The following is a 15,622-nucleotide window of genomic DNA, read 5'->3' on the forward strand; positions in this document are numbered from 1 at the left end:
TTTATTATTAAAGGCTATACTGTTTCTAATGTACCTTATAGTAACCTTCAGGAAAAGTACAAATTATGAGCGAATTAGTACAAGGCTTTGTGAAAAATAGGGTGTTTCACCTTGAGCTGCATCGAACGGATAAAAAAAATGCGTTGACTGGTGAAATGTATCAAGCCATGACTAAACTTCTAGCGAAGGCTGAGCTTGATCCTGATGTTACGGTAATTTTGTTTAAGGGCGGCCATCACAGCTTTTGCGCGGGTAATGATATTGCGGATTTTTTAGACGAAAGCGTGTTAGATCCCGATGGTCCTATCGCGACTTTTCTACATAAACTCGCAGATCTTAAAAAACCAATGATAGCGGCCGTTTCCGGCCCTGCAATTGGCATTGGTACTACTCTGTTATTACATTGTGATTTAGTTTACGCCACCAATGAAGCAGTGTTTAGCATGCCGTTTGTTAATTTAGGTGTGTGTGCTGAAGCAGGCTCGAGCTATTTACTTTCACGCCAGATCGGCCAGCTTAGAGCTGCTGAACTGCTCTTAACAGGAGACGCTTTTAATGCGCAAAGGGCTTTAGAATACGGTATTATCAACGCTGTAGTTGCCAGTGAAGATTATTGGCAGTTTGCCACTGAAAAGGCAGAAAAACTCGCGGCTAAACCTCAAGCGGCTTTGCTGGCTAGTCGTGAGTTGATGAAGTTTGATCGTGAGAAGATTCACCAAGTGATCGATCAAGAAATTGCCGAGTTTTCGCGTTTACTAAAAACGGCAGAAGCCAAAGCAATATTTAAACAATTTTTATCCCGTTAGCAGGAGTAATTCTTACATTTAACTAGCTTTGATCTTCTTCATCCTCATCATAAGGTTGCGATTTAACCCCTTTAGGGATTTTAAATTTATTAGCGGATTGTTTTAAAACCCAGATCCCGGAAAATAGAATTGCGAAAATGAGTGAAGTAACACCAAAAGCCATCCACATAATTAGTCCTGATTAATGCGATAAACGTATTTTTGTAGCAAAGATTCCAATCTGGGTAAAACAAACTCTTTACCGCCTAAGTCAGATTCCTCAAGAGTCGCTCGTAGCAGTTGCTGCGGGAATTCTTTTAACGCAGGCTGAGCGATTGGCTGATAGCTTAAGTGCCAAGGCTCGCAGGCAACACCGCCAAGATCATTGGCATAGGGTTTAAAAAAACCATAATCTTGCATCATTTCTTCTAACCATTGATGCAAATTGGCACAAGGCCCCTGTTCGGAAAACTCCTGTTCGGTGAGCTTGACTTGATAGCCCTGATCGATAGCGCCAGCATCAAATAGATCAAAGTCGGTGCCCCAATGGTGACGGCTGGTTCCTGGAATAGCCGAATAATGCAAAATCGCATCAACTCTTTCTTTGCCCGCTAATTCTTGAGAAGAAACTTGACTGCCATCGCGTAGATTAAGCAAAATATCTTGGTAGTATTTTCGATTCCAAATGGCTAACTGCTGCTCAAACGAACGGTAGCTACTGACAACTCGTAATGGAATCCCATCTTTTTCGGATTGTCGGATTAATTTGGCAAGCGGAATTAAAACTTCGTGATGGCACTGAAATTTTTGCCCCAACAATTCGGAGTTATCCTCGATCTTAAGCAGGTGTGCTTGATCCAATCCAATCAATTGTTGGTCACTCATCATGCTCGCAGAGCCTGTATCTTGAATCATTAAGCCACCAGTTCTTGCATAATTTGGTAATACACGTCTACCAACAATTGTAAATCCGAAATGTTAACGCATTCATTTACTTTATGAATGGTTTTATTAACCGGGCCTATTTCTACCACTTGTGCCCCAGTTTTGGCGATAAAGCGGCCATCCGAAGTACCGCCAGTGGTCAGGGCTTGAGTCTCTAAGCCGCAAGCTTTTTGAATGGCATTTTTAGAGGCCTGTAACAAGTCGCCTTGTGGCGTTAGAAAAGGTTCGCCATTGAGCTTCCAGTCCAACTCATAATCAAGTTGGTGTCCATCAAGTAGCGTTTGAACTCGCGATTTGAGTTGCTCGGCATGAGTCTCGGTAGAATAGCGAAAATTAAATTCGACGTATTTTTCGCCAGGGATCACATTGGTTGCGGTACCGGAGCGCTCAATAGCAATTTGAAAGCTAGTTGCAGGGAAAAAATCATTGCCTTGATCCCATTCGATCTGGCTTAAATCTAACAAGGCTTGGTAAGATTTATGAATGGCATTATCAGCAAGATGCGGATAGGCCACATGACCTTGATTACCTTTGATAGTCAGAAAACCAGTTAGCGAACCTCGACGACCATTTTTTATCACATCCCCAAAGGACTCGCTGCTAGATGGCTCGCCAACAATGCAATAATCAATAGCTTGGTTGCGTTTTTGTAGTTCCTCAACAACTCTTACAGTACCATTGATAAAAGGGCCTTCTTCATCGCTAGTAATAAGGTAACCGATAGATCCTCGATGCTCTGGATAGTCATGTATAAACTTCTTGGTAGCAACTAACATGGCTGCAAGGCTGCTTTTCATATCGGCAGCCCCACGACCAAAAAGATAGCCCTCATTGATGGTGGCGACAAACGGATCCGTGTGCCAGTCGGATAGATTACCCGCTGGAACCACGTCAGTATGACCTGCAAAAACAAAGACAGGAGTTTGGCCTTGAGTAACGCCATTTTTTAGAGCCCAAAAATTCTTGGTATCTGCAAAATTTAGCGTTTCATTTTCAAACCCAAGCTTGGCCAAATAATCCATCATCATCGGTTGGCAACCAGCATCTTCGGGCGTTACTGATTGACGATTGATCAAATTTTTTGCCAACTCTAAAACTTCGCTGTTGATCATAGTTTCGCTCTTCACAGAAGATGCCATTAACTAAAAATCTCTTGATACTGCTCAGGTTTAAAACCTAAATAGATCGCATCGCCTTTGACTAAAACCGGGCGCTTGATCAAGGTTACCTTATCGAGCATTAGTTGTAAGGCAGACTCACGATCGATAGTATCTTTAACGCTTTGTTCTAGTGGGCGCCACGCGGTAGAGCGTTTATTTAATAGAGACTCCCAGCCGATAGCTTTATCCCAGCGCGCGATTTCCGCTTTAGCGAGCGGATTTTTTCGATAGTCGATAAACTCATGTTCAATTGCTTGAGCTTCCAACCATTTCACGGCTTTTCGTACTGTGTCACAATTAGGGATGCCATAAATTTTTACCATAAATAAGCTCCTAATCCATTCTCAATAAGTCGTTGATAGAGGTTTTTGAGCGGGTTTTAGCATCAACCTGCTTAACGATGACAGCGCAGTTTAAATTGTATTTACCATTCTCTGCTAGTAAAGAACCTGGCACCACTACCGATCCGGCAGCTACTCGACCATAAGTGACTTCGTCGGTTAAGCGGTTATAAATTTTTGTGCTTTGGCCGATAAAAACGCCCATTGATAAGACAGAACCTTCTTCGATCACAACGCCTTCAACCACTTCTGAGCGAGCGCCAATAAAGCAGTTATCTTCTATGATTGTAGGACCAGCTTGTAACGGTTCTAAAACCCCGCCAATCCCCGCGCCGCCAGAAAGGTGGACGTTTTTACCAATTTGCGCGCAAGAACCCACCGTAGCCCAAGTATCCACCATAGTGCCTTCATCAATATAAGCACCAATATTAGTGTAGCTAGGCATCAAGACTACGTTTTTGGCAATAAAAGCACCGTGGCGTGCGATGGCATGAGGAACTACTCGAGTACCGGCTTGGCGAAACTCTTGTTCGCTCATACCTTGGTATTTCATTGGTACCTTATCGTAAAATTGCGCCAAGGGCGTATCGATTACTTTATTATCATTTAAGCGAAAAGAGAGTAATACGGCTTTTTTTAGCCACTGATGAACGTGCCATTGGCCATCAATCTTTTCGGCCACTCGGGCTTTGCCCGAATCAAGCAGTTCAAGCGTTTCGCTAACCGCTTGTTTGATTTCGACAGCTGCATGATCGACAGATAGTTGATCACGGTTATCAAAAGCAGTTTCGATAGTTTGTTGTAATGACATTTAGGCTTCCTATATTTATGATCGAGCGTGATTAATGATCGAGCAGTTTCAAAATACTTTGCTCGAGTGCTGCTAATTCTTTTGGATCTGTTATGGGCTGGTTATTATTTTTGCTAATTAGAAAAGTATCTTCTACTTTTTCACCCAAAGTAACAATTTTAGCTGAATGAATTTTAACATGACAGTCACGGAATGCTTGCCCAATTTTAGCCAATAAAGCCGGTCTATCCAAAGCGGAAAGTTCCAACACGGTTAGATTGTTCACCTTGTCTTGGTTAAAACTTATTTTAGTTGGAACATTAAAGTGTTTATAGCGACTAGGTTGGGCGCGGCTAACATCAAGTGAAATAGACTGAATATTATCCAGTTCTTGAATTAGTTTAGTTTGTATTTCCGTAATTCGTTGTTGATAGGATAAGGGTTGACCTTGTTCATCCAGCACAATAAAAGTATCTAAACACAAGCCTTTAGGGGAAGTGAATAAAGTTGCCGCCTGAATATTTAAATGGTTTTGGCTAAGAAGGGCAGCAATAGCAGCAAACAGATCTGGCTGATCTTCAATCGCAATGAAAACTTCGGTTCCAGCCTGACTGCGGTGATTTTTAATTGCGACATAAGGTTGATCGGTCAGGTGTTGTTGCTGAGGCAGTAGCTGTTCGAGCTGCCAAATTATTTGTTCAGGATGATAACGCAATAAATATTCATCACCGAGTTCATGTAACAGTTCTCTAACTGGCTCAATACTTTCGCCACTTTTAGCGAACTGCTCTAACACTTGCTGGCGAGTATCTTGCAGCATTTCTTCTTGATTAGTCCTTGGTGTTGATTGACTTAGATAGTATTTGGTGGCTAAAAACAGCTCTTTTAGCAAAGACTCTTTCCAAGAATTCCATAAAGTCGGGTTGGTCGCTCTTATATCCGAAACGGTCAGCACGTAAAGTAGTTCCAAGTGTAAAATTGAAGGCACTCTTTTAGCAAAAGCTTCGATAACATCAGGATCGCTGATGTCTTTTCTTTGCGCGATTAATGACATGATTAGGTGGTTTTTCACCAGCCAAGAAACCAGTTGTGAAATTCGCTCTTCAAGCCCTAATGATTGGCAATACTCAAGAGCATCGACGGCCCCTAGCTCGGAATGATCGCCGCCACGACCTTTGCCAATATCGTGAAAGATGGCAGCCAAGTAGAGCGGGGTAGGATCAACCAAGGTTTGCATGATTTTACTGCAGATTGGAAACTCTAACTGACAATCCGGCTTGTTGTAACGAATAATGTGACGCAATAAGAACAGGGTGTGCTCATCGACAGTGTAAGCGTGAAATAAATCGAACTGCATTTGACCTTCAATTCGAGCAAACGTTGGAATTAGAGCACCTAACACATTGGTTCTTTTCATTAAAGCAAAACCACGACTGGTTAGTTGTTTGGTGGATAAGAACTCCAACCAAGCCTTAATATTCAGCGCTGATTCTCGGTATTTTTTATTGATGATTTGCTGACTTGAGCGAATTTGTCGTAAAGTTTTTGCTTGAATTTGCTTGATTTCCGGATCGAGGGAAATGTAAGTAAAAATTTTAATTAAGGTTTCGGGTTTCTTTTTGAATAGTTCGGGATCGTGAGTTCCGATTCGTTTATTTTGAATAAAAAAATCTTCATCCAACGGAATAATGTTATCTGCTATAGATTCTGTTAAGTATTCTTGTTCAAAGATTTGAATAAACAGTTCCGTTAAATTCCGAATGGCCATCACTGAACGGTAATAGCGTTGCATCAAATATTCGACCGCCAGTTTCTTTTCGTCATCTTCATACCCAAGCCATTGAGCAACGGTCTTTTGGTGTTCGAAAGATAAACGATCCTCGCGTTTGCCGGCTAAGGCATGTAAAGCAAAGCGGATTTTTCTTAGAAATTGTTGATGACTAATTAAGTTTCTATATTCACGCCGAGTAAAAATTTGATGGTTAATTAGATCATGCAGACTCGTAGATTTAAATTGTCGTAACGAGATCCACTGGATGACCTGAATATCGCGCAATCCTCCAGGGTTCGACTTTATATTCGGCTCTAAGTTATAGGAAGTATCTTCAAATTTGTTATGGCGATGTCGATGCTCGGTTACTTTGGCCTGAAAAAATGCTTTCGCAGGCCAAAACTCATCATCTTGTAATAATGCTGTCAATTGCTTAAACAAATTTTTGTCGCCACACAAATAGCGCGACTCCATTAAGCTGGTGGCAATGGTAATATCGTCGACGGCAAGGGTTTTGCAATCCTTAAGATTACGTACGCTATGACCTACCTCTAGGCCAATATCCCATAAAAAGGCAATCCAAGCTTCGAGATTTTTGGTGCAACTTTGATCATTAACTAAAATCAAAATATCAATATCAGAAAAAGGCTGCAATTCTTGGCGGCCATAGCCACCTACTGGAATCAAGGCGGTATCATTGTCAATGGCGAATTGTTTCCAGCTAATGCTTAGGATGTGATCAATAAAAGTGCTACGAGCCTTGAGCAACTGGTTGATACTGGTACCTTTTTGGAATTGATCGATAATATTCTCAATTCCGCGTTTCAAATGCTTCTTATAGGTTTTTAGACGCTCATTGGGTTGTTCGGAAACTTTTAAGATTTCAGAGCTTTTGGGAAGGTACTGATATTTGTCGGAAGCGGCCACAGTAAAAATTTAAAGTGCTAAAACGATTCTTCTTGGCGCTTGGTTAAGACCTCAACACCGTTAGCAGTACACAACAGAGTATGTTCCCACTGGGCGGATAAAGAGCGATCTTTTGTAGTCACCGTCCAGCCATCTTTTTTATTAAGTTTTACGTTGCGTTTACCAAAGTTTACCATTGGCTCTATGGTAAAAGTCATGCCTTCTTGTAGCTCAACTCCAGTACCTGGTCGACCATAGTGGGTTACTTGCGGTTCTTCATGGAATACTTCACCAATGCCATGTCCACAATATTCACGTACTACGGAATAGCCTTGCCTTTCCACGTACTTTTGAATCGCATAACCAATATCGCCTAAACGTGCTCCAGGTTTTACCATATCAATCGCCAGATAGAGAGACTCTTGAGTAACTTGCATCAGTTTTTTTGCTTGCGGTGTGGCTTCGCCAACTACAAACATTTTGCTGGTATCGCCATGAAAGCCATCTTTTATTACGGTCACGTCTAGGTTGAAAATATCGCCATTTTTCAAGGGCTTTTTATTGGGAATACCATGACAAACCACATCGTTAACTGAAGTGCAGATGGATTTAGTAAAGCCACCTTCGCCAAAAGGAACGGTAGGATTGCCTTCATCATCAAGCGGCATAGGGTAGGGCTGGCCGCCATAATTTAAAGTGGCAGGATAACCAGCTTGCACCTTAACGATATGCTCATGACAGATCCGGTTTAACTCTTCGGTGGTCACACCTTTTTTGACGTGTTGGCCAATCATTTCCAGCACCTCGGCAGCTAGGCGACCAGCCACTCTCATACCTTCAATCTGCTCAGGAGTTTTTAATATTATCGACATACTTGGGGAGAACTGTTTTCGTTGCTCTATTCTAACCAATAGCTATGATGAATGGAAATTTAACTCAGGCTTGGCTTTTGAGTGTCCAAATAAGTTAAAAACAACAAAACCAGCCTAAAAGCTGGCTTTGCGTCTTATTCTCTATTTTAAGGCAAGCTTAAACTAGAGAGCTATTTTTTTGCTTATTTCTTCCTAAAGAGTAAGGTCATCCGGTTAGATTCACCAATCGCTTGCATTTTGGCTTTCAGCTCAGGATTATCGCGGCTGGTAGCGAAAGAAGGTGCTAAACGCCATACCACATCAGTAGCGCTGGGTTGATCTTTGGGGTTGGCATGCATATCGCTGCTCATGACCAGTTCAAATCCTTGGTTTTCAAACATTTCGATAACATCCGATTGTTTTAAATAACCTCGCTGCCCATTGGCTCCAGCATCATCGGCAGTTTCGGGGATTTTATGCTGAACCAAGCCGACCATACCGCCTTTTTTCAATAATGCATGCATAGCCTTAATCGCTTTGCTGCGGTATTGGCCTTCGCTTTCAAAACGGTTGAGATTGTGTAAGGCGCGGATCACTAAGACTCGATCTACCGTTCCGGCAAGCTCATTTGGCGCATTGCTAAAGGTAAAGCCGCGTGCTTTGACGCCGCTATTACTCACTTTAGCTACGGTTTCAGGGAATTTGGCGGTAGATGCGACCAACTCTTTGATCCGCGCTTCGTTGAAAAATCCAAAGCGTGGCCAGATGTCTTCATCATAATTAATGCCGTAAAGAGTACCTTGCGAGCCTAAATAATCGGCGATGATTTTACTATACCAGCCGCCGCCCGGAAGGACTTCGGCCACGGTCATACCAGGCTCGACTCGGAAAAAGGCTAAAGTTTCAGCCGGTTTTCGCCAAGTGTCGCGCTGCTTATCCTCGGCGCTGCGAGCATCCATCACACTTTTTAGTTTGGCCGAATTGGCTTTAGCAAATTGATATTCTTTTTTGTAGCTACTGTGCTGTGCACAAGCCGATAACGCGATGGCTAAGGCACTAGCGGCCAACGCTAATTTCATCTGTCTCAGTTTCATGATTTCCCCCAATAATGGTGACTTGTTTATCTTAGGTATTTGTTTGTCGATGCTCAATTTTAGCATGTAACAAAGTTTTTCAGCCTAGGCCAAGGTGCTGCGAAATCCACCAGATATTACCCCATTGATCTCGAATACCGCCTGTCCGATCACCCCAAGGCTCATCAGTGGCTTGCATCTCACATTGACCTCCGGCAGAAACGGCTTGAGCTATCGATGTATCCGCATCTTCAACATACAAATAAATAGAAGTGGTCATAGCAGGGTAGTCATCCGTTACGTCGCTAATAAAAAGCCGAGCTTCATTGATAGATAAGCAAGCATTGGTTACTCGCTCTCCACGCATAGTTCGGCTCAGTTCTTCGGCATTAAAGGCAGCTTTTAAGAAATCAACATATTCACTGGCTTTATCCACGAATAAATAAGGTGTTATGGCGCCAAAGCCATCAGGCATTTTCATAAGTATCTCCTTTCAAAATAACTATACAAGAATTAAGACGTAGGAGTTACGCGAACTTCGACAGCATAAAATTAAGTACCTCATATATCAATGGTACTATTTCTTGCTGCTTCTTTTTGCGCGAAATCATGGCGTTTATTTTACTTTGGTATAAACCTCATTGTATTCACCAATCTCAAGACTGTATCCTGCGCCGCCTGAAACCGTAAATCCTAGTAGCTCGGGCTGTCCATTTTCTGGCGTAAAATAGCTATACCAGACCCCCACACCAACGCCAAAGTCTGCATTAGTTTCAACGACTAAACCTTGCGAGTACCCGGTCTCAAAACGGTTCCCCCATATACCTACCGTAATACTTCCATCAATACCTGCAGACACCCCCTTGGTAAAACTATGGGCACCGTATTTAACTAACTCTTCTGGTAGAATATTCACGGCTAAACCAAACTCAAATTGTGTACCTATACCTAAAGAAGCATCGCCACCAAAACCAATAGAGACTGATACTTGGCCTGCTTCTCTGGCAGTATCGATTAGATCATTATACTCGTCAAACTCTTGTAAAATCGCTACCGCTTCGGCTAATTGCTTTTTCTTGATTTTTTTCTTGAGTTCTCGAACCTTTTCTTTAGTGGCTTCATCTTGCTGACTTAAGCGTATTACTAAATTCACAATTCCTGCTAATATTTCTGCGGCTTCATCAGCCCCTGCAGCATTAGCCGCAAAGGTGGTTATATCAAACGGCTCAGAGCACAGCTTTCTCGATTTTAAGCCGAGCCAATTGCCAAACCGATTAAGTAAGTTGTTAGGAGGTTGTTTTGCTAAAACCAAGCCTGGGTCACAGTAATGCTCCTTGGGTACTTTGCAGTGACCGCTATCAATCCCCGCAACATGTTGTCGCTTAGTAGCGGGTGGGCAGGATTTACATTTTCTTTTATGTTTAAACTGACCTGAAGGACAGCCAAATGCATCTTTTTGGAAAGACGCAGCCGTATACTCCTTTTTAAAAAGTCCTCTTTTTTGACAGGCTTGGGGGTGAGTCATTTTACGACCAAGGCTAGCTCTTTTGTATCCTGACGGACAGGTATAACAGTTGCCACCGGATAAGTAGCTTTGTTTGCCAGGGCAACCTTTTTCAGGATTACCATGAACCGTGGCATCTATTTTCTTGCAAATTTCTTGTCCATATCCACCTTTGTCGGGGCAGTATCCCTGCTCAGCAGATAGGCTCTGCGGGCTGTATAAAAAAGTCAATAACAATAATGGCCATATTGGCATTAAGAATATTTTCACGCAGAAACTCCTTGTTTAGCGTTTAAGTCAGTATAGAGTGCCAATATGTAAACTTTAGTGAACGACTAGACAATTTAATCAGAGAAATTTCTGCCAATAGCCGACATCAATCCAGCGTTCAAACTTAAATCCGACTTGCTTAAAATGAGCCACTTTTTGCATACCCATGTTTTCGTGCAAAGCTATGCTGGTAGGATTGGGCAAAGAAATGCCAGCTATGACCGCATGATAATTAAGAGATTCTAACTCCTCGAACAATTGCTGATAGAGTCGGGTGCCATAGCCTTTACCGGTAACATTCGGCGCTAAATAAACCGTCGCTTCAACTGAAAAACGATAGGCGCAACGACCTTTCCATTTGCTGGCGTAAGCATAACCGACAATTTTATTCTCTTCTTCAATTACGAGGTAAGGCAGTTGTTGAGTAAGAGTCTCTTCTATCCGGTTAGCCATGTCTTGACTGGGAACTGGCTTGGTTTCAAAGGTGATAATACTAGTTTTAATATAATGATTATAAATTTTGGCAATGGTTTGCGCATCAGTTACGCTGGCAGTTCGTATCATAGTCAGTATTCTTTTGGCTCCAAAAACTTGACTTTTTATATGCCTTCTACAACGATTGGTTCAAGCATCATTAACTTGTTTTTGCGATCAATCGATACTATGAAATTTTGCAAAACATTATAGCCAATAACATTTAACCTTTGTTTGTGGTCATTATCATTAAAAATTACTTTGTATTCTACGTCCTTAATTTTGTTATGCCCTATCAAAATATAATTTGCTTTATTATTTTTATAAGCTAATGAAGCTTTATGAATCCCTGATTTTTTTTCATGAAGATCCTTACTCTCTAGGGCTTCCATTAAAGTTGAGTTTTCAATAATTGAAGACTGGGACACAAGCATATCTCCAGCATTTCCAGTATCCACTAACATTTCAATTTCTGAGCCTTCTAATTGAATGGTTGTATATAATAAGCCTTTTCGCAATTTCAGCGGGACGCTTTTTTCTTTATTGAAATTAACAACATCATTGTCGGTAAACCGTATTAATTTATCTTTATAATTAATTTGCAGAACAGGTTTTTGGATAAAGTCCATTCCCAGAATCAGATCAATATTTTTAAGTTTTGAATTTATTGCTAGTTGAAGCCATTTATAAGTATCTTGATTAAGTTCTATTTTGACTTTTTTAGTAAGGGGTAAAAGTCTTTTACCTACGGTTCCATAAATATTCATCATGTCAGAGGATTTTCTTAACTTTAACTTTTTTTGAGTTTTTTTGCTTATCGCACTGACATTGGCACCTGTGTCAATGATTGCTGTGATTGGCTTGTTTTTTATTAAAACTGTTATGGTTACATGGTTTTTTACTAGCTCGAAAGGTATCCAGCCATCTAAAGATTCTATTTGCGCTATTGCTCTATTTGAGAATAAAGAAACTATAATAATGAATGCTAATGAGGAAAAACTAAAGGATCGCATAGTTAATTAATACCGTTGCTTGATTTTTCTTCGCATTTTACACAATTTAACTCAGAACCCAACATTGTTTTACGACCTTCAAGTGTTTCCACCCAAGGCCGATTAAAAAAGGGCGGCTTATGGCGAACGTGCTGGAAATGACCGCATTCTAATTCGGCCACCCAATCATCTTCTTGGTCTTTATGGTAGCCGCAAATAGCTTGTTTCATACTTACTGGTTATTTTTTCTTTGTGGAGTATAGCCTAATACTTCCACCACCGCTTTTTGCAACTGGCGAATATCGTCTTGATCATTTTTTGCATTCCTACGTTGAATTTGAAACATGGCTCTCATTTGAGATAAGCGATTGATAAATTCTTGGTTATTTGCCAATGTATCGAAATCATACTGAATCTTAGTAATGCCTTTAGGCTTAAAGTCAGATTCGATAAATTGCCAATGACTACTGACCTCACTGAGATGTTTTCTTCTGTTTTCCTTCATGTGTAAAGCATGTTCTTTGGTGGTGCTTAGTCGTTGTTCCACTAACCCGATCAGTTCTCTTAGTTCAATATCGCTAATTATTGCCATTCTGCCCGAAGACTTTAATTCTTGGACAGCTAATGATTCGCGAGTATGGATAGGAGAGTAACCAAAGAAAGCTAAACCTCGTTCGAAAATGGCTTTATCTTGGGGTCGTAAAACACCGCTTCTGAAAGAATTTAGTACCACGACTTGCGAAGCCTTTTGATCCTCAGACCACTCTAATCCATCTTCTATATCAGTAATTAAGCGCTCGGTATCGAAATATATTCGCTCTAAATATTGTTGTTCCAAAACACGCTCAGCAAGCTCTTCATTCCAATTAGCGACTTGAATACCAATGAAAACACCAACCACCACGATGATAAAGTCTATAAAAACTGCAAACCAGTTTTGGTCTTTGACATGTTGGGTAATTCTTCTTAGTAGCATATCGGATCCTTGTTAATGCTAGTAAGATACTAGCAGCTTCATAAACCCTCAACAAACCGTTGGAATACTTGCTTATGGCGCTCTAAGTCTAAATCGCCCGATACTGCCACGCGAGCGATATAGTCTTTATCTGCTTCTTTGGTGGTGCCTTGAGTTGAGGTCGCTGGGATGGTCCAGTAACAACCTTTGAGTTGGCCATAACTAACGCAGTATTTACTCTCTTCAGGGATCTCGGTAATCATCATATTAATCAACTTGAGGTTTAACGCTCGTTTGTATTCTTCGCGCTCTGCATGCGTATCGCCTTTAGTGGGCAAGTCCAAAGAAAATACCGAAGGGGTAAATCCTTGGCTAGCTAACTCTTCGGAAACAAAATTAATTTTTGCATCAGGCAGCTTCTCTTGAATAAAATTAACAAACTCGCGAGTATTTTTATAAGCGTCTGCAATGCGCTGATTCATGGATGGCATTTGCTCAGCGAGTAGTTCCATCTGCAAAGGTGTCGCTTGGTTATCGCAAAGTTGCAGGTGCAAACCAATCTTTGCCATTAAATGCGCGGCCTTCTTATTGGCAACGCAATAACCGGCAGTACATTTGCCACCGCTTGGGAACTTTGAACCGCTGATATAAGCGATCGTTTGAACCCCTGCCAAAATATCATTATCCCTTAAGAAATGAACATTGGGGCAGAAGGTTTGGTCTAGGATAAACACAGGAGCGGTTGCCAAGTTGCCATTCGGTGTTAGCCGCTCTTGAGTTAATGCCGCTTTTAGCTTTTCGAGATCAGGCACTTCTACTCGAGGATTGGTCGGAATTTCTGCAATGATAAGCGGCACTGCGTCCAGCGCTGCAACTTGAGCTAAAACCCGCTCAACTCCTTGCGCCATGTCATTACCGCCATCAACTGGCAAATCCATCACTTCTACATTGTCCGAGCAAGCAGCGACCCGTCTGGCTTGATCGTTAGTTCCACCATAGCAATTTGGCGGGACTATCACCTTGATGGCTTTGAGCGGATGCGCTTGTTGAGCATCATCAATCAAGCCCATCATAATGGCGTATTGAATCGATAAACCGCTGGATGCTACTAGCGCATTGGTATCCAGCTCAACAATATCCTTAATGGTCGAAATAACCGAAGCTTGATTAGCGCTAACGTCATATTCATGAGTAGAGTAGGGCAGACCGACTAGGTTATGCAATACCTGATTACAGTCAGCCGGTGTCATGGCAATGGATTCGCGACGACGCACATGCTGGATTTCAGCGACATAGTCTTGCGCACTTGGATCCAGTGCTAAAAGAATACTTCCCAAGTCACCATGGGTATTGATGATAAAATCAACTCCACTGACAAGGTTAAACTCGCCAATATGGTCTTTATCATCAATCAATACGGTTGAGCCATTAAACGCTGGGAGATCGTCAAGGCTAGCGACTTGCTGTAATTCAAAGTTATAGCCATAAACCTTGCGCACCAGAGCCGCGTCAAAATGCTCCAGTAATGAATCTCTATAGCAAATTCGAGTCTTGATATTAGCAAGTAAGTTTTTTCGGAGAATGGCTAGAATTGGCATGGTTTGCGAAGCAAAGCTAATCACATTAGCTGCTGGCAGCGAATTTTTCTTGGCAATGATCCATTCGAGCACCGAAGACAGTGGATGCCCTAAACGAATATAGTCATAAGCAGTGGGCAAATTCCCTAGTTCAGATTCGCTGGCAGTTCCCTTGGTGTACAGAGCTTCAAGTTGCTCTAAAAACTCAGATTTCGCCAGTTCTTCGTTGTAAATATCGAGTCTATGGGTGGTTAATCGGAGCCAATCATTAGGCTGGTTTTTAAGCACTTCTTTAATAAAATCAATCATTTGCAACTTCTATAATTCGTTGGCAGTTTCGCTAGCGGAATAGGCTGTAATATACAGCAACTATTAGAATATTTGTATGAGTTCGGGACGTTTTCTTTTGTTGCAAAGCTATTGGTTATCAACTTTACTGTTCCACCTTATTAATTGTCATGAATTTTTTCTTATTGATTCCATCAGCTGTTCCGCTTGATTTAAGAAAAGCTTGAGATTAAAAACTTTTGTGTCATTAATGGCTATTTGCAGACGCAAACTGGACAGCAAGTTTGGTAGTTTTCTCATTTGCTCAGTGGCATGTTTTATTTCCTCTTGTGTATGAGGAATATCACAGGTTTCAGGTAAGGTTGCAGAAAAGTTATTTGTAGTACTTATCAATTGGTCCCCACAAAGATTTTTAATTGAATCTTGTATTGTAACTGGCATATGGCTACGGACTAGTTCACGATACGGAGCTCTTGCTGTAAGAAATTCGTTAGTTGCAAAATCTACCGAGTAGTAGCCAAAAATCAATGATTTTAACTTTTCGTCTTGGATCAAGTTTATATCTCCGGTACTTAGCATCTCGTTATAAGTAGCTCTGTTACTCCAGACACCATTAATTTGTGTTGCCTGATAAATTGCTATCACCAACTGTTCATCATCAATAGCTTGTTTATTGTTTAACCTATTTACCGCTGTCATTGCATACTGTCGAACAACTGTAAGATAATCTAATTCTGCCTTAAAGACTTCGATATCATTGTTGAGATCATTATAAGTTCTTTTCAGTAATACTTTTGCTCGCTTCTCACCTGCTATTTGTTCATTCCAATTCGCCACTTGAATACCAATAAATACACCGACCACAACAATTACAAAATCAACAAATACCGCGAACCAGTTTTGGGCTTTAACGTGCTGAGTAACTCTTCTAAGCAACATA

The 15,622-nt window shown here is 41.3% G+C and carries 17 protein-coding genes; 1 reads left to right on the plus strand and 16 read right to left on the minus strand.

What is annotated here, in order from left to right; all coding sequences use genetic code 11:
* Positions 1-65 precede the first annotated feature (65 nt).
* Complete coding sequence (locus tag NFS34_RS08000) at positions 66-806, plus strand: enoyl-CoA hydratase-related protein (protein WP_251359425.1); 741 nt, start codon at positions 66-68, stop codon at positions 804-806.
* A 22-nt stretch (positions 807-828) separates the two neighbouring features.
* Here the strand turns inward: NFS34_RS08000 and NFS34_RS08005 are convergent, their stop codons facing one another.
* The 16 genes from NFS34_RS08005 to NFS34_RS08080 form a co-directional block, all read right to left on the minus strand.
* Complete coding sequence (locus NFS34_RS08005) at positions 829-975, minus strand: hypothetical protein (protein ID WP_251359426.1); 147 nt, start codon at positions 973-975, stop codon at positions 829-831.
* A gap of 2 nt (positions 976-977) precedes the next feature.
* Positions 978-1,700 (minus strand): M15 family metallopeptidase, encoded by a 723-nt coding sequence (locus tag NFS34_RS08010; RefSeq protein WP_251359427.1) that lies wholly within the window; start codon positions 1,698-1,700, stop codon positions 978-980.
* Positions 1,700-2,842 carry a succinyl-diaminopimelate desuccinylase gene (dapE, locus tag NFS34_RS08015; RefSeq protein ID WP_251359428.1) on the minus strand — a complete coding sequence of 381 codons (1,143 nt, stop codon included), beginning with the start codon at positions 2,840-2,842 and terminating at the stop codon, positions 1,700-1,702. The genes NFS34_RS08010 and dapE overlap by 1 nt, the downstream gene beginning before the upstream one ends.
* A gap of 26 nt (positions 2,843-2,868) precedes the next feature.
* Entirely contained in the window at positions 2,869-3,213 is a 345-nt protein-coding gene (locus tag NFS34_RS08020; RefSeq protein WP_251359430.1) for an arsenate reductase, read from the minus strand.
* A 10-nt stretch (positions 3,214-3,223) separates the two neighbouring features.
* Entirely contained in the window at positions 3,224-4,042 is an 819-nt protein-coding gene (gene dapD / locus NFS34_RS08025; protein WP_251359432.1) for a 2,3,4,5-tetrahydropyridine-2,6-dicarboxylate N-succinyltransferase, read from the minus strand.
* 31 nt (positions 4,043-4,073) lie between these two features.
* Positions 4,074-6,719: a [protein-PII] uridylyltransferase gene (gene glnD / locus NFS34_RS08030; protein WP_251359435.1), complete on the minus strand. Its 2,646-nt coding sequence runs from the start codon at positions 6,717-6,719 to the stop codon at positions 4,074-4,076.
* Positions 6,720-6,736: 17 nt separating this feature from the next.
* Entirely contained in the window at positions 6,737-7,570 is an 834-nt protein-coding gene (map, locus tag NFS34_RS08035; protein ID WP_251359437.1) for a type I methionyl aminopeptidase, read from the minus strand.
* 182 nt (positions 7,571-7,752) lie between these two features.
* Positions 7,753-8,643: a class I SAM-dependent methyltransferase gene (locus tag NFS34_RS08040; protein ID WP_251359438.1), complete on the minus strand. Its 891-nt coding sequence runs from the start codon at positions 8,641-8,643 to the stop codon at positions 7,753-7,755.
* A gap of 79 nt (positions 8,644-8,722) precedes the next feature.
* On the minus strand, positions 8,723-9,103 hold the full coding sequence (locus NFS34_RS08045; RefSeq protein ID WP_251359439.1) for a VOC family protein: 381 nt from the start codon (positions 9,101-9,103) through the stop codon (positions 8,723-8,725).
* A gap of 135 nt (positions 9,104-9,238) precedes the next feature.
* Positions 9,239-10,396 carry a hypothetical protein gene (locus tag NFS34_RS08050; protein ID WP_251359440.1) on the minus strand — a complete coding sequence of 386 codons (1,158 nt, stop codon included), beginning with the start codon at positions 10,394-10,396 and terminating at the stop codon, positions 9,239-9,241.
* Between the two features lie 78 nt (positions 10,397-10,474).
* Positions 10,475-10,960, minus strand: a complete 486-nt coding sequence (locus NFS34_RS08055) for an arsinothricin resistance N-acetyltransferase ArsN1 family B (protein WP_251359442.1) — start codon at positions 10,958-10,960, stop codon at positions 10,475-10,477.
* Positions 10,961-10,995: 35 nt separating this feature from the next.
* Complete coding sequence (locus NFS34_RS08060; protein ID WP_251359444.1) at positions 10,996-11,883, minus strand: retropepsin-like aspartic protease; 888 nt, start codon at positions 11,881-11,883, stop codon at positions 10,996-10,998.
* A gap of 2 nt (positions 11,884-11,885) precedes the next feature.
* On the minus strand, positions 11,886-12,092 hold the full coding sequence (locus NFS34_RS08065) for a DUF3565 domain-containing protein (RefSeq protein WP_251359445.1): 207 nt from the start codon (positions 12,090-12,092) through the stop codon (positions 11,886-11,888).
* A gap of 2 nt (positions 12,093-12,094) precedes the next feature.
* Positions 12,095-12,838 carry a hypothetical protein gene (locus NFS34_RS08070; protein ID WP_251359446.1) on the minus strand — a complete coding sequence of 248 codons (744 nt, stop codon included), beginning with the start codon at positions 12,836-12,838 and terminating at the stop codon, positions 12,095-12,097.
* A 38-nt stretch (positions 12,839-12,876) separates the two neighbouring features.
* A complete protein-coding gene (locus NFS34_RS08075) occupies positions 12,877-14,703 on the minus strand; it encodes a PLP-dependent transferase (protein ID WP_251359448.1) in 1,827 nt (608 codons plus the stop codon).
* Between the two features lie 147 nt (positions 14,704-14,850).
* A complete protein-coding gene (locus NFS34_RS08080; RefSeq protein ID WP_251359450.1) occupies positions 14,851-15,621 on the minus strand; it encodes a DUF6090 family protein in 771 nt (256 codons plus the stop codon).
* Position 15,622: the final 1 nt, after the last annotated feature.

It is taken from the genome of Kangiella sp. TOML190 (assembly GCF_023706045.1).
Lineage (GTDB): Bacteria > Pseudomonadota > Gammaproteobacteria > Enterobacterales > Kangiellaceae > Kangiella.

Excerpts from the sequence above, each read along its gene's own strand:
- dapD (WP_251359432.1), bottom strand. The coding sequence starts at position 4,042 with ATGTCATTACAACAAACTATCGAAACTGCTTTTGATAACCGTGATCAA.
- NFS34_RS08005 (WP_251359426.1), bottom strand. The coding sequence starts at position 975 with ATGTGGATGGCTTTTGGTGTTACTTCACTCATTTTCGCAATTCTATTT.
- NFS34_RS08070 (WP_251359446.1), bottom strand. The coding sequence starts at position 12,838 with ATGCTACTAAGAAGAATTACCCAACATGTCAAAGACCAAAACTGGTTT.
- NFS34_RS08060 (WP_251359444.1), bottom strand. The coding sequence starts at position 11,883 with ATGCGATCCTTTAGTTTTTCCTCATTAGCATTCATTATTATAGTTTCT.
- NFS34_RS08040 (WP_251359438.1), bottom strand. The coding sequence starts at position 8,643 with ATGAAACTGAGACAGATGAAATTAGCGTTGGCCGCTAGTGCCTTAGCC.
- NFS34_RS08075 (WP_251359448.1), bottom strand. The coding sequence starts at position 14,703 with ATGATTGATTTTATTAAAGAAGTGCTTAAAAACCAGCCTAATGATTGG.
- dapE (WP_251359428.1), bottom strand. The coding sequence starts at position 2,842 with ATGATCAACAGCGAAGTTTTAGAGTTGGCAAAAAATTTGATCAATCGT.
- map (WP_251359437.1), bottom strand. The coding sequence starts at position 7,570 with ATGTCGATAATATTAAAAACTCCTGAGCAGATTGAAGGTATGAGAGTG.
- NFS34_RS08010 (WP_251359427.1), bottom strand. The coding sequence starts at position 1,700 with ATGATTCAAGATACAGGCTCTGCGAGCATGATGAGTGACCAACAATTG.
- NFS34_RS08045 (WP_251359439.1), bottom strand. The coding sequence starts at position 9,103 with ATGAAAATGCCTGATGGCTTTGGCGCCATAACACCTTATTTATTCGTG.
- NFS34_RS08080 (WP_251359450.1), bottom strand. The coding sequence starts at position 15,621 with ATGTTGCTTAGAAGAGTTACTCAGCACGTTAAAGCCCAAAACTGGTTC.
- NFS34_RS08000 (WP_251359425.1), top strand. The coding sequence starts at position 66 with ATGAGCGAATTAGTACAAGGCTTTGTGAAAAATAGGGTGTTTCACCTT.
- NFS34_RS08055 (WP_251359442.1), bottom strand. The coding sequence starts at position 10,960 with ATGATACGAACTGCCAGCGTAACTGATGCGCAAACCATTGCCAAAATT.
- NFS34_RS08065 (WP_251359445.1), bottom strand. The coding sequence starts at position 12,092 with ATGAAACAAGCTATTTGCGGCTACCATAAAGACCAAGAAGATGATTGG.
- NFS34_RS08020 (WP_251359430.1), bottom strand. The coding sequence starts at position 3,213 with ATGGTAAAAATTTATGGCATCCCTAATTGTGACACAGTACGAAAAGCC.